Annotated in this window: 13 protein-coding genes; 8 read left to right on the forward strand and 5 right to left on the reverse strand. The window is 67.8% G+C overall.

The genetic code is table 11. The features are described from left to right. Positions 1–26: 26 nt before the first annotated feature. Together OHA70_RS32385 and zapE are read right to left on the reverse strand one after the other, a co-directional pair. Positions 27–677: a hypothetical protein gene (locus tag OHA70_RS32385; RefSeq protein WP_328324087.1), complete on the reverse strand. Its 651-nt coding sequence runs from the start codon at positions 675–677 to the stop codon at positions 27–29. Between the two features lie 47 nt (positions 678–724). Further along, a complete protein-coding gene (gene zapE / locus OHA70_RS32390; RefSeq protein ID WP_328324089.1) occupies positions 725–1,753 on the reverse strand; it encodes a cell division protein ZapE in 1,029 nt (342 codons plus the stop codon). Positions 1,754–1,834: 81 nt separating this feature from the next. Between zapE and OHA70_RS32395 the strand changes: the two genes are divergently transcribed. Then, the gene (locus tag OHA70_RS32395) at positions 1,835–2,812 is read left to right on the forward strand and encodes a zinc-binding dehydrogenase (RefSeq protein ID WP_328324091.1); all 978 of its coding nucleotides are present in this window, start codon (positions 1,835–1,837) and stop codon (positions 2,810–2,812) included. A 33-nt stretch (positions 2,813–2,845) separates the two neighbouring features. Continuing rightward, the gene (locus tag OHA70_RS32400) at positions 2,846–3,667 is read left to right on the forward strand and encodes a MerR family transcriptional regulator (RefSeq protein ID WP_328324093.1); all 822 of its coding nucleotides are present in this window, start codon (positions 2,846–2,848) and stop codon (positions 3,665–3,667) included. 58 nt (positions 3,668–3,725) lie between these two features. Here the strand turns inward: OHA70_RS32400 and OHA70_RS32405 are convergent, their stop codons facing one another. Beyond that, positions 3,726–7,043, reverse strand: coding sequence for a M28 family peptidase (locus OHA70_RS32405; protein WP_328324095.1), 3,318 nt, complete (start codon positions 7,041–7,043; stop codon positions 3,726–3,728). Positions 7,044–7,262: 219 nt separating this feature from the next. On the opposite strand from OHA70_RS32405, the gene OHA70_RS32410 reads away from it, so the two are divergent. The 5 genes from OHA70_RS32410 to OHA70_RS32430 all read left to right on the forward strand — a co-directional run bounded on the left by OHA70_RS32410 (position 7,263) and on the right by OHA70_RS32430 (position 10,617). Further along, positions 7,263–8,237 carry a LysR family transcriptional regulator gene (locus OHA70_RS32410; RefSeq protein ID WP_328324098.1) on the forward strand — a complete coding sequence of 325 codons (975 nt, stop codon included), beginning with the start codon at positions 7,263–7,265 and terminating at the stop codon, positions 8,235–8,237. Positions 8,238–8,255: 18 nt separating this feature from the next. Next, complete coding sequence (locus OHA70_RS32415) at positions 8,256–8,678, forward strand: hypothetical protein (RefSeq protein WP_328324100.1); 423 nt, start codon at positions 8,256–8,258, stop codon at positions 8,676–8,678. After that, complete coding sequence (locus OHA70_RS32420) at positions 8,675–9,397, forward strand: PIN domain-containing protein (protein ID WP_328324102.1); 723 nt, start codon at positions 8,675–8,677, stop codon at positions 9,395–9,397. Before OHA70_RS32415 ends, OHA70_RS32420 begins: the two co-directional genes overlap by 4 nt. 68 nt (positions 9,398–9,465) lie before the next feature. Further along, positions 9,466–9,888, forward strand: a complete 423-nt coding sequence (locus OHA70_RS32425; protein WP_328324104.1) for a hypothetical protein — start codon at positions 9,466–9,468, stop codon at positions 9,886–9,888. A 6-nt stretch (positions 9,889–9,894) separates the two neighbouring features. Further along, positions 9,895–10,617, forward strand: a complete 723-nt coding sequence (locus tag OHA70_RS32430; RefSeq protein WP_328324106.1) for a PIN domain-containing protein — start codon at positions 9,895–9,897, stop codon at positions 10,615–10,617. Positions 10,618–10,641: 24 nt separating this feature from the next. Here the strand turns inward: OHA70_RS32430 and OHA70_RS32435 are convergent, their stop codons facing one another. Then, positions 10,642–11,193: a DUF1707 and FHA domain-containing protein gene (locus tag OHA70_RS32435; RefSeq protein WP_328324108.1), complete on the reverse strand. Its 552-nt coding sequence runs from the start codon at positions 11,191–11,193 to the stop codon at positions 10,642–10,644. Positions 11,194–11,236: 43 nt separating this feature from the next. After that, complete coding sequence (locus tag OHA70_RS32440) at positions 11,237–12,310, reverse strand: ATP-dependent DNA ligase (RefSeq protein ID WP_328324110.1); 1,074 nt, start codon at positions 12,308–12,310, stop codon at positions 11,237–11,239. An 80-nt stretch (positions 12,311–12,390) separates the two neighbouring features. Here OHA70_RS32440 and OHA70_RS32445 point away from each other — a divergent pair, with 80 nt between their 5' ends. Beyond that, complete coding sequence (locus tag OHA70_RS32445) at positions 12,391–12,879, forward strand: hypothetical protein (RefSeq protein WP_328324112.1); 489 nt, start codon at positions 12,391–12,393, stop codon at positions 12,877–12,879. Positions 12,880–12,892: the final 13 nt, after the last annotated feature.

Here is a 12,892-nt window from a genome sequence, read left to right on the forward strand (position 1 = left end):
CTGCCTCATCAGCAGCCGGGATCAGCTCAAGCAGAGACACTCGTCTGTCGCTGCCGCCGGACCAACTCGGTGACGACGATGAGCACCACACCCACGGCCAGCGCGATCAGGCTCCCGCTGACGCCCCAGACCAGCCCGCTCAGGTCATCGTCGTCACACGAGGCGACCTGCTGGCAGTGTGTCGACTCGTACCTGCTCACGCCGATGAAGAAGGCCACGATCACGGCGGCCACGACACCGGACAGGTACAGGGCTGCCCGGACCAGCCAATGCGAGCCGGCGGCTTGGCCGGACGGCTGGATGGACGTGGCGAGCAGCACCAGCCCGATCAGCCCGATCGCGACCTCCAGCAAGAAGAGTTCGCCTTCATCGGCCATCCAGACGAACCGGAACGCATCGTTGGTGGTGCTCTGCCAGACCAGGACGATGTCGAGCAACACCAGCGCGCCCCCGAACCACCGCCTCGACTGGCTACTGAGCAAGGCGATACCGGCGCCGCCAACGGCGACCACGGCCGCCAGGAACCCGAGCGGCAGGATCCACTGATCACTGCCGAAGCCCGAGTTGTCGTGGAACCGCACGAACCCGCCGACACCGAGCAGGACGATCGCCAGGGCCAACGCCCCGAGAGCACCTACCGCCGGCGTGGGGACTGATCGCTGCTCGTCTGTGGTCATGCCTCAGCGAACCACGGCACCGGCCCACGCGGCTTGAGTAAGACCACTCAACTCGCCGGGGCCATCCCGACGTGGGCGAGGGCGATCAGCCGGGAGAGCGCTCGCAGGTACTTCTTCCGGTAGCCGCCCTTGAGCATCTCCGGCGTGAACATCCGGTCGAGCGCTACTCCCCCGGCCAGCAACGGGATGTCGCGGTCGTACATCCGGTCCGCGAGCACCACCAGCCGCAGCGCGACGTTCTCGTCAGTCAGTTCACGGATGTCGGTGATACCGACCGTTGTCACGCCATCGAGCAGAGCGCCGTACTTGCTCGGATGCAGCTCAGCCAACTGCCGATAGAGATCCACGAAGTGATCGCACGATGCACCCGGAATCGCAGCCGCCGTCTCCTCTACCCGGCCGTCCGGCCAAGGCTCGGGAGCAACGGGCAACCCGCGATGCCGGTAGTCCGGACCATCGATCCGCCGTACGTCGAAATGCGCGGCCAACCCCTGGATCTCGCGCAGGAAATCCGTCGCCTGGAACCGTCCCTCGCCCAGCTTGTCCGGCAATGTGTTCGACGTCGCCGCCAGCTCGACCCCCGCCTCGACCAGTTGCCCGAGCAACCGCGAGATCAGCACCGTGTCGCCCGGATCGTCCAGCTCGAACTCGTCGATACAGATCAGCCGGTACGCCGACAGCGCCTCGACCGCCGAACGCATCCCCAGCGCGCCGACCAGATTCGTCAGCTCCACGAAGGTGCAGTACATCTTCGGCCCCGCCGACTCGTGCCACAGCGAGGCGAGCAAGTGGGTCTTGCCGACCCCGAATCCGCCGTCGAGGTAGAACCCGGGCTTGCCCGCAGAGAGCGCTTTCGCCCCGCGCAGCCGGTCCCACAGAGAGCGCTCCCTGCGCGGTTCCGCCAAGGCCAGCCCGCGCTCCCGCAGTACGGCCAAGGCCTCGGACTGGCTCGGCTCGGCCGGGTTGGGGCGGTAGGTGTCGAAGCGGACGTCGGCGAAGCGCAGCGGCGGCACGCACTCGGACAGCAACCGGTCCGGGCTCACCTCCGGCCGGCGCTCGCTGAGTCGGATCGGCATGCCCTCACCCTACAAAGAGTTGACCTCAACTGCTCTTGAGGTCATAGCTTCAGACGCGTTGACCCCCAGTGAGGAGTGCTGATGCACGCGGTACGGCTGCACGAGTTCGGTCCCGCCGAGAACCTGACCTACGAGGAACTGCCCGACCCCGTTGCCGAGTCCGGACAGGTGCGGATCCGGGTTGAGGCGGCTGGTGTGCATCTGCTGGACACGGTGCTCCGCGCGGGCAACGCGGGTGGGGGCCCGGTTGCCCCGCCAGAACTCCCGACGATCCCCGGCCGCGAGGTCGCGGGCACGGTCGATGCGGTCGGTCCGGGCGTGGCCAAGTCCTGGATCGGCAAGCGCGTCGTCGTCCACCTCGGACCGAACCCCGGCGGGTACGCCGACCTGGCGGTGGCCAAGGTGCAGTCGCTGCACGAGATCCCCGACCACCTGGACGGCGCGACCGCCGTCGCCACCATCGGTACCGGGCGGACGGCAGCCGGGATCCTCGAGCAAGCGGCCCTCACACAGGAAGACGCCGTCCTCATCACCGCCGCAGCAGGTGGCCTGGGCAGCCTCTTCGTCCAGGCTGCCCGCAACGCGGGGGCTCTGACCGTCGGCCTCGCCGGTGGGCCGGAGAAGGTCAAGCAGGTGCAGCAGCTCGGCGCACAGATCGCGATCGACTACACGGCCGACGACTGGCCGGATCAGGTGAAGACGCAACTCGACGGGCGGGAGCTGACCGTAGTACTGGATGGCGTGGCTGGTGAGAACGGGCAGCGAGCATTCGAGCTGCTCGGTATCGGCGGCCGGCTGCTGATGTTCGGCTGGTCCGGCGGCGGCCCGATCCAGCTCACCACCAACGACCTGATGGCTCGCGGTCTCACCGCCACCTGGGCGATCGGGCCGAAGCTCATGCGCAAGCTCCGCGCTCTCGAGGCCAAGGCTCTGCACGAGTCCATCGAGGGCCACTGGACTCCCCTCGTCACGAAGTACCCGCTCGCCAAGGCGGCCGACGCCCACCGCGCGCTGGAGAATCGCGAGACCGTCGGAAAAGTCGTACTGATCCCCGCTTGACCTTCACACCGTGTCAAGCCCCACCGTTGAGACATGTTCACCATCGGAGACTTCGCCGCCTTCGGCCGGGTGTCGACGCGGATGCTGCGGCACTACGACGCGATCGGCCTGCTGCGCCCGGCCGGCGTCGACCACACCACCAGCTACCGGTACTACACCGCCGACCAGCTGCGCAGGCTGAACCGGATCGTCGCGCTCAAGGAGCTCGGCTTCACCCTCCAGCAGGTCGGCGACATCGTCGACGCCAAGGTCGGGCCCGAGGAGCTGCGCGGCATGCTCCGGCTCCGCCGCGCGCAACTGGCGGAGCGGCTGGCCGAGGACGCGATCCGGCTCGATGCGGTCGAGGCGAGGCTCCGGATCATCGAGAAGGAGGGGCACATGTCCACTGACGACGTCGTACTGAAGACGATCCCGTCCGTCCGCGTCGCCGAACTGTCGGCCGTGGCGGCGAGCTACGAGGGACCCGACATCACGCCGGTGATCCAGCCGCTGTACGGGCAGATCTGGGAGCGGCTAGGCGCAGCGAGCGTGCAACCGGACGGTCCGCCGGTCGCGTACTACGAGAAGACCGACGGCGAGGCTGTCGTCGTGCACGCCGCTGTGACCGTCAAGCCGGACCAGACTGCCAGCGGCGACTTCCAGGTCGTCGACCTGCCCGAGCTGACGACCGCCGCGACGATCGTCCACCAGGGTTCGATGGACCACGCAGACCAGAGCATGCAGATCCTCGCCCGCTGGATCGACGACGGCGGCTACCGCAGCGTCGGCTACGCCCGCGAGGTCTGCCTGGCCTTCGACCCGGACGACGAGTCCAAGTGGGTGCACGAGTTCCAGATCGAGGTCACCAAGCCTTGAAAGCAGAGTGCCCCGGGCCGCCTGGTGGACGGTCCGGGGCGCTGCTGTCGCGGGGTTCTTACCAGATCGTGTACGCGAAAGTGGCGCTACCGCTCGCCCCGCCACTGTCGGTTCCAGTCACTGTCGCCGTGTAAGAGCCGCTGACCGTCGGCGTACCCGACACCACTCCGGCTGCGCTGATCGACAGGCCCGCAGGAAGGCCCGTCGCCCGGAAGGTGATCGGCAGGCCGGCGCTCGAGGTGGCCCGGATCTGCAGTGGGAAGGACGACCAGCCGACGAACCCGTACTGGCTGCCCGGGTTCTGCACGGTCACGGTGCCCGTTGAGGACCCGGTCACGGTCAAGCTGTAGGTCGCCTGGTGGCTGACCGCACCCGTCCCCTTCACGATCACCTGGTACGTCCCGGCCGGTGTTGTGGCCGAGGTCGCCAGCGTGAGCGTGGAGGAGCTGCCCGACGTCACCGTTGACGGCGAGAAGGATGCGGTCGCTCCGGTCGGCAGACCGCTGGCCGACAGTTGCACCGACTGCGGGTCACCGCTGCTGGTCGTCGTACCGACCGTCGTCTGGACCGAGCTGCCCGGGGCGACAGACCCCGAGGCCGGGCTCAGCGAGATCGAGAAGTCGCTGCCGGTCGGCGGGGCATCGCCGACTGCCAGCTTCCACAGCCCGTACGCCGCGGCGTCCGCGCTCCGGTCGAGCACCGTCGAGGAGATGTTCGACGGGTACTTGTCGCAGGCCGAGTGGTAGCAGGAGTCGTAGGCCTGGTTGGCCGTGCCGCCCCACTTCTGCGCCTGAGCCGTGGTCTTGCGAGCACTCGCGCCGGCGGCGACACCGCTGGTCGGGATGCCCGCGTTCTTGAACGAGGCGTCGTCGGACCGGCCGACACCCTCCTGGTTCTCCTCCGGCTGCAGGTTCAGGCCGTCGTAGAAGGCCTTCAGCACCTTGCCGGTGTCGGTGGTGATGTTGTTGACGAAGTACCCGGCGTTGGTCGAGGCGACCATGTCGAAGTTGAAGTACGCCTTGATCTTCGACTTGTCGGTCGAGGACAGCTGGCCGACGTAGAACTTCGAGCCGTTCAGGCCCTGCTCCTCGTCGGTCCACCAGCCGAACCGGACGTGCTTGGCCAGCGTCGGCTTGTCCTGGGCGAGCCGCAGCGCGACCTCCAGGATGGTGGCCGAACCCGAGCCGTTGTCGTTGCTGCCGGGGCCCGCGCTGACGCTGTCGAGGTGGGCGCCGAGCATGACGACCTGGTTGGCGTCACCGCCCGGGAAGTCCGCGATCAGGTTGTCCGACGGGTACTGGCAGCTCGTGCAGCGTTGCTTGACGACCGTGTAGCCGGCGTCGCGCAGCTTCTGCTCGATGTAGCTGACCGACGCGGTGTGGCCCGCGCTGCCGGCCCGGCGGTTGCCGCCGTTGTTGTCGGCCGCCTGCTGCAGCGCGGCCAGGTGCGCCTTGACCTTCTCGACGTAGATGTCCGGTACGCCGGCGGGCGGGGTGGAACCGCCGACGGTGAGCCGGTACGTCGCGGTCTTGTCGACGTCCGTGCCGTCACCGGTGATCGTCACGTTGTACGCGCCTTCCGGCGTGCTCGACGTGGTGGCGATCTTGAGGCTCGACGAGTTGCCCGACTGGACCGAGCTCGGGTCGAAGGTCGCCGTCGCGCCGCTCGGCAGCCCGCTCGCGGTGAGGCGGACGGTCTGGGCCGAGCCGCTGCCGATCACGGTGTTCACCGTGGCGGTCGCGGTCTCCCCCGGCTTGACCGACCCGCTGGCCGGTGAGACGGAGAGCGTGAAGTCGTTGCCGCTCGGAGTACAGGTCGCTTCCCCGGACTGGGCGCCGACGGAGACGGCGTCCCAAGCGGCCTTTACCTTGGCGTGCAACGCGCAGGTGCTGTCCAGGTTCTTGGCAGCGGTGAGCGTGGTCGAACGCCACTTGCCATAGGACATGTTCGACGTCTTGATCAACATCGAGTTGTAGAACAGCTTGCCGGCTTCCTGGTGGCCGATGCCGGTCAGCGTGGTGTTGTTGCAGGTCGGGCTCTTCGGCTGGCCGTTGGTCGGACTGGTGCCCTCGGCAAGCAAGTAGAACCAGTGGTTCATCGGGCCGGCCGACGCGTGGATCTCGTTCGGCAGGCTGGACGAGTTGCAGTCCGGGTGGCCGGAGACCTTCGACGGCTGGTACATGTACCGGATCGGGCCGCTGCCGGTCAGGTTGATCGTCTCGCCGATCTCGTAGTCCGGCTTGTCGTTGGCGTTGTTCAGGTAGAACTCGCTCAGCGTGCCCCAGATGTCGGCGACGGCTTCCTGGGACGGGTAGCCGGAGATGCCGCCGGGCGTCATCGCGTCCAGGCCGTGGCCGTACTCGTGCGCGACCACGTCCGTCGCGGTGATCCAGTTGCGCGCGTTGTTGTAGCCGAACACGACACCGTCGGAGTTGTACTGCGAACCCCAGTAGGCGTTGACGTCGCCGAGGCCGACGAGCGCATCGGCCCACTTGCCGTTGCCGTCCAGCCCGTTACGGCCGTACCAGTTCTTCAGCATGTCCCACTCGCCGGCGGCGACGTACATGACGTCGGTGCAACCGGCTTCCTTGTCGGTCTTCGACGTGCTGCCCCACACGTCGTCCGAGCCGGAGTAGGTGCTGCCGGTGGACTGGTCGCCACACCGCAGGTTCGGGCGGGCCGGGTCCGTCATCGAGTACGTCGTACCCGACTTGGTGGTGCCGATGGTCAGGTTCGAGCCGTTCCAGATGCCCGTACCGGTGCCGGCGGCGGTCTGCTCGATCGCCTGCAGCACCTTGCCGCTGCGCGCGTCGACGTACACCTTCTGCCGGCTCAGCTCGCCGTGGTTGCGACCCTGAACGATCGCTTCCCAGGCCAGTACCGGCTTCTTCGTACCGGCGTAGACGACCAGCGTCGGCTCACCAGGAGCCGCCTTGCCGTCGGTGATGGCCGTGCGGGCGGCCTTCTTGGCGGCGGCCTTGGTGACGACCGGCTGCCGGTTGACGTTGATGACGTCTTGCTGAGCCACGGTCAGGCTCTTGGCGTTGCCTTGGGCATCGGTCGTGACGACGAAGTCGCCGCCGATCACGGGCAGGTCCTGGTACGTGCGCTGGTAGCTCACGTACTGCAGACCCCAGGGCGTGCTGATGTCTTGCTGGCGGACGAACTGGTCGCTCGGACTCGCCTTGAGTTCGGCGACCCGGCCTTGGACCAGGCGGTCCGCCGTCTTGAGCGCGGCGGCTCGCGGATTCACCGGTGGTGCTGCGTCTTGCTGAGCCGATGCCGAGGGCATCTTCATGGCGATCACCGCTGTGGCGGCTACTGCCAGGCTCAGCACGCAACCGGCTGCGACGACGCGCAGGGCTGTGCTCTTCACGGGACACTTCCTCACTGAGGGGGCGGGAGCCCCGCCATCGGCCGGGGGGCTGCAAACCAGCCGGCGGATGGCGGGGCGAGGATGCCTGGTGGCGCACTTGGGCGTGCGCGCCGAAGAGTTCCGTGGGCAGGTGGATGAACTCCCGGCTTCCTCTGTTGGAAGAGATTGGCATCTGCGAGTTATGGCTGTCTTATCCCAGCAGGGCATAACCTCACCGCTATGGAGCTGGAACTACGCCATCTACGGGTCGTCTGCCGCCTCGCCGACACGGGCAGCGTGTCCAAGGCCGCGGCGGCGCTGGGCGTCTCCCAGCCGTCTTTGACCGCCCAGTTGCACAGAATCGAGGACGCGATCGGCGGTGTCCTGTTCGAACGCGGCCCGTACGGCGTCGTCGCGACGCCGCTCGGCAAGCATGTGCTCGGCCGTGCGCGAGCGATGCTGGCCGACATGGATGAGCTGGTGGGCAGCAGCCGGCGTTATACGACCAGCTCCTCCGTACTACGCCTCGGCGCGGTCCGGACCGTGATGTTCGGGGCCTGGCTGTCGCGACTCGAACAGCTGCTGCCGGGCCGCCAGATCGCGGCGCAGGTGGATCCGTCGTGCGCAGTACTGACTGATCTGCTGGCGGCCGATGTGGTCGACGTGGTGATGCTCGGGCGTTGTGACGACGCCTTCGCGCCGCCGTGCCCGCCGGGGATCCGCGAGCAGACGATGGTCTGGCCCGAACCCTTCGCGGTCGCCTTGCCGGCCGACCATCGACTCGCCGGCAAGGACACCATCGCGTTGGAAGACCTGGCCGAAGAGATCTGGATCTGCCCGCCCGCGGGCAAGGAGGACGGCGATCTCGCCTACCTCAGGAGCATCTGCGAATCGGCCGGCTTCACCCCGGAGTTCCGCTACGCCAACCTGGACACCTCGGAGATCGAGCAACTGATCGGCGCCGGCCGAGGCATCAGCCTGTGCGCGCCGACGGTCCGCGAGATCCCCAACACGATCGTCCTGCCGATCACCGGCGCACCTCTGCTCTGGCGCCGAGCCCTCCGCTGGCGCGCCGACAGCACCCCCCAGACCGACATAGACCTCATCCACCGCGCCTTCACCGACGTCTACCGCCAAACAATCACCACCCACGCCGCCACCCGCCCCTGGTGGTCACTCAACCCCGGCGCGCACCCGACCATCCTCACCCCATGAACGCCTAGAATCTGCCGCATGGACGTCACGCCAAGCAGGCCCAAGGTATTTCTGCTGACCGAGCAGGACCGCAACTTGGTTGCCGACGGCCCCGCACTGACCGACCCGTCCGGCGCGCGGCACGACATCCCGCCGAAGGTCTACGAGGCGATGGCATACGTCGAGGCCGCCCTCCGCGAGGGGTATGCCGTCCAGATCACCCCGCTGCGCCACGAGCTGCCGATCGACGAGGCTGCCGACGCGGCCCTGATGCCACGCAAGGAGCTCCGGCTGCTGGTGAGCCAGGGCGAGATCCCGTTCCGCTCGTCCGACTACGTCGACTGGGTCCAGCTGTCCGACGTACTGGCCCTCAGCGCCCGGCTCGACGCCGCGCGGGACGAGATGCTCCAGTCGTTCGCCGAGGAAGAGCCGTGGGACGACTCGCAGGACGGTGACCGATGACGAACCCCCGCAGCGCGTTCCTCGACGCGAACGTCCTGCGCGGCCAGCTCACCACCGACATCATGATGACGCTCGCCGCCGAGCGCCTCTACCAGCCGCAGTGGTCGCAGGACGTGCTGAACGAGGCGGGACGCAACCGTCCGCCGGGCGTCAGCGAGGAACAGGTCAACAAGCGCTTCGCGCAGATGAACAAGGTGTTCCCGGCCGCGATGACGACCGGCTATGAGGGACTCGAGCCGCAGATGCAGGCGGACGAGAAGGACAAGCACGTGCTCGCCGCGGCCGTCCAGGGCGAGTCGGACGTCCTGGTCACCGAGAACACCAAGGATTTCGATCCGCCGGCCAGCGGACCGCACGCGATGAAGGTCGAGCGCACCTCGGAGTTCCTGAACCAGCTCGCCGACGATCACCCGCGGGAGGTGGTCGGCGCCATGCAGAAGATGGTCGACCGCAACCGCCGGGCGCCGCAGACGATGCCGGAGCTGATCGACAAGATGGCGACCCAGCAGGACCTGAAGGGCTTCGCCCACAAACTCAACTCGCTGGTCCCACCGGACAAGCAGGGCTCGCACCCGAACCTGCAGGCGACTCAGGCTGCCAAGGTAGCGCTTGACGGGACGGCGCCGGCCAGCAAAGCGGTGAGTGCGCCGGCAACCGCTCCTGAGGCTCGCAAGGCCGGCACCGATGGCCCAGAGAAGTCCACCGGGCAGGAGCGCTAGCTCGGATCGGTCCAGGCCTGTGGACAATTGCCAACGACTACGGACTCCCGCGTCCTAGAATCCGAAGCATGGACGTTACGCCGAGTAGTACTGAGGTCTTTCTGTTGGCTGAGGAGGATCGGAATGTGGTGCCTGGCGGGCCTGCGTTGGTCGGGGCGGACGGCAGTCGCCGTGACCTTCCGCCGAAGGTGTACGAGGTGATGGCGTTCGTGGAGGAGGCGCTGCGTCAGGGGTATGCGCTTCAGGTCACACCCTTGCGGCAGGAAGTACCGGTCGACGAGGCCGCCGATGCCATCTCGATGTCGCGCAAGCAGTTCCGGCAGATCGTCGGCAAGGGTGAGATCCCGTTCCGCTCCAGCCAGTACGTCGACTGGGTGAAGCTGTCCGATGTACTGGCGTTCGACGCCCGCCGAAAGGCCCAGCGTGAGGAGGCCCTCCAGGCCTTGGCTGACGAGGAGCCTTGGGACCAAGAACCTCCGAAGGGCAGCTGATCGCCGGTGGCAGATCCGCGGATAGCCTTTCTCGACGCGAACGTGCTCCGTGGGCAACTGACGACGGACATCATGCTGAGCCTCGCGGACAGCAAGCTCTACGAGCCGCAGTGGTCGGCCGAGGTACTGGACGAAGTGAAGCGGAACCGCCCCGCCGGTGTCACCGCCGAGCGCGCCGACTCCCGGTTCGCCCAGATGGCCAAGGCTTTTCCCGAAGCACTGGTGACGGACTATCAGCACCTGATGCCGGAGATGCGCGCCGACGACAAGGACAAGCATGTCCTCGCCGCCGCCGTGCACAGTGAGGCTGACGTCCTGGTCACCGAGAACACGAAGGACTTCGACCCGCCGACCAGCGGAAGACATGCGATGAAGGTCGAGCGTACGTCGGAGTTCCTCAACCAGATGCTCGAAGAGCACCCGGACAAGGTGGTCGGGGCTATGCAGAAGATGGTGGACCGGAATCGGCGGGCCCCTCAGACGATGCCTGAGTTGATTGACAAGATGGCGACCCAGCAGGATCTGAAGGGGTTTGCGCACAAGCTCAACTCGATGGTGCCGTCGGAGCAGCAGGGGTCGCACCCGAACCTGCAGGTGGCGAAGGCGGCTCAGGCGGCTCTTGAGGGGACGTCGCCGGCCAGTCGAGCAGTCAGTACGCCGGCAACTGCGCCCGCGGCGCGGAAGGCCGGTACCGATGGCCCGGAGAAGTCCACCGGCCAGGAGCGCTAGCCCGGGTAGGTCCGGGCAGGCACGTTAGCTGGGGTCGGTCCAGGTTAGGCGGTAGGTGACTGCGCCGAAGCGGATGTGGTCGCCTGGGCGGACCCGGACGGGGGTGGTGATGCGGAGGCCGTTGAGGTGGGTGCCGTTCATCGAGCCGAGGTCTCGGAGGAGCCAGCCGTCGTCTACGTGGCGTAGTTCGGCGTGGAAGCGGGAGACGGAGAGGTCGGTCTCCCGGAGCGTGGCGCCGGGGCCGCGGCCGATGCGGACCGTCGGTGTGCCGGGCGACGGCAGGGCAAGGCCTTGCGGGCGGACGTACGGCTTCGCGGTGCGGGGTGCGATGGTCAGGCGCGGGATGCGGGCGAGCAGGCGGTTGAGGAGCTGGACCGCGCGGGGCTCGGTGCCGGGGAGGTCGTGGGTCGCGTTGGCGAGTTCGCGGCGGCTCTGAGCGCGGAGTACGAAGTTCATCCGGCGGATGAAGGTGTCGTGCGAGAGGCGGCCGCTGCCGGCGCCGTCGCGCAGGATCGCCAGCGCCCGGTCACGCTCGGCGTCCGAGGGACGCGCCAGCTCGATCCGTTCCGCCGTCATGTCTGGATTGTCCGCGCCCCCGGGTTCACCTGTCCAGCATGCCTCAGGGCCGGGCGGTCAGTACGTCGGCCAGGTCGAACTTGATCGGCTCCTCGAGCTGCTCGTAGGTGCACGACTCCGGCGTACGGTCCTCGCGCCAGCGCACGAACTGGGCCGTGTGCCGGAAGCGGACGCCCTCCATGTGGTCGTACTTCACCTCGACCACCCGCTCGGGGCGCAGCGGCACGAAGCTGAGGTCCTTGCCGGCCTGCCACCGACTGCCCTCCGCGTTGCGCGGTGTCCGGTTGCCCTCTTCCTGCTTCGCCCAGGCCCACGGGTGATTGTCGAAGTCCGTGACAAGCTCCTGCATCTCGACGAACAGCTCCTCGCGGCGAGCCATCGGGAACGCGCCGATCACGCCGACGCTCGCGAGCACGCCCTCGGCGTTGTAGAGCCCGAGCAGCAGCGACCCGATCCGGTTCTCGCCGCTCTTGTGCACCCGGTACCCCGCGACGACGCAGTCCGCGGTCCGCTCGTGCTTGATCTTGAACATCGTCCGCTTGTCCGGCAGGTACAGCCCGTCGAGCGGTTTCGCGATCACGCCGTCCAGTCCGGCGCCCTCGAACTGGTTGAACCAGTCGGTCGCGGTCGCCTTGTCGGTCGTGGTCCGGGTCAGGTGGATCGGCGCCGCGGCCTTGGCCAGCGCTTGCTCCAGCGCCTCCCGCCGCTCGGCGAACGGCCGCTCGGTGTAATCGGTATCGCCCAGCGCCAGCAGGTCGAACGCGACGAACCGGGCCGGCGTCGTCTCCGACAGCATCTTGACCCGGGAGGCGGCCGGATGGATCCGCTGCTGCAGTACTTCGAAGTCGAGCCGGTCCCCCGACGCGCCGACCACGACGATCTCGCCGTCGATCACGCAGCGCTCGGGCAGGTTGGCCTTGATCGCCTCGACCAGCTCAGGGAAGTACCGGGTCATCGGCTTCTCGTTCCGGCTGCCGATCTCCACCTCGTCGCCGTCGCGGAAGATGATCGATCGGAACCCGTCCCATTTCGGCTCGAAGCTGACGTTGCCGTCGGGGATCTGCTTGATCGGCTTCGCCAGCATCGGCGCGACCGGCGGCATCACGGGGAGCTTCATGGCCGCCATTCTGCCCCCACCAGGTTCCTTTCGGGGGCATGATGGGGGCATACCGACTGGTACGAACCGGAGGTACCGAGATGTACGACGTCGTACTGCTCGTCGAGCAGGAGCTGACCGAACCCGATGCCCAGCGCGTGGTCGAGCTGCACCAGGACATGCCCGAGACGGTGAAGTACCACGTGCTCGTGCCGTGCCACAACGCCGAGGCGGGTGTCGAGGCGTCGATCAGCGCGCTCGGCACGGCGGATCTCTACGGACCAGGACTCGCCGACCAGCGGCAGGATCTGGCCGAGGCGCAGAAGGCGATCGACAGTGAGGCGAGCGACTGCACCGGGCGGAGCATCCAGCGGCTGCGCGACCTCGGTCAGCAGGCCGAGGGCGGGATCTCGCACGACCGGCCGATCGACGCGCTGACGGCGACGGTCGACAAGGTGGGCGGGCGCGAGGTCATCATCCTCACCCGGCCGCACATCGTGGCCGAGTTCTTCCACCTCGACTGGACCAATTCGGCCCGCCGGCATCTCGGCGTACCGGTTCTTCATCTGCTCGAACAAGACGAAAAGTAGTCGGCGTCGTTAG

It is taken from the genome of Kribbella sp. NBC_00382, from assembly GCF_036067295.1.
Lineage (GTDB): Bacteria > Actinomycetota > Actinomycetes > Propionibacteriales > Kribbellaceae > Kribbella.